Origin of the sequence: Trebonia kvetii (assembly GCF_007827045.1) — a bacterium.
Lineage (GTDB): Bacteria > Actinomycetota > Actinomycetes > Streptosporangiales > Streptosporangiaceae > Trebonia > Trebonia kvetii.
This window is the reverse complement of the sequence record NZ_RPFW01000060.1, coordinates 1-410: the sequence shown is the minus strand read 5'-3', so window position 1 is coordinate 410 and position 410 is coordinate 1. Positions and strand designations below refer to the sequence as shown.

Here is a 410-nt window from a genome sequence, read left to right as displayed (position 1 = left end):
TAATCCCACACTCTTGTTGTTCTGGCTCAAGGTTTGTTCCCGGTTTTCCTGCATTGCCGGTTCCTAGAGACAGGTCATTCTTTGCTGAAGTCGGTATACACACACAACTAGGAAGGACAAATATGTCTCAGAACGGCCCTGGGAACACCGCCCGTAATATTCTGGTCGTCGGTGCAGGACCCGCAGCATGGCGTTTTGTACGCGCTTATCATGAAGGCGCTCAGGATGCCGGACGCACCTCTGACACCATTACCGTTCTCAATGATGAACCGTATATTCCGTACGACCGCGTTGCTATCGAACATCTTTTTAAAGATACCGACAAAGACCTTACCCTTGGCGACCCGGCGCTCTGGGACGAGTCCACGATCAATCTGGTCAGCAACACCCGCGGCGAATCGCTCAACCGT

The 410-nt window shown here is 52.4% G+C and carries 1 protein-coding gene; it reads left to right on the top strand.

What is annotated here, in order from left to right:
• Nucleotides 1-122 precede the first annotated feature (122 nt).
• On the top strand, nt 123-410 hold a 288-nt coding region (locus EAS64_RS42955), incomplete at its 3' end, for an NAD(P)/FAD-dependent oxidoreductase (protein ID WP_222850055.1).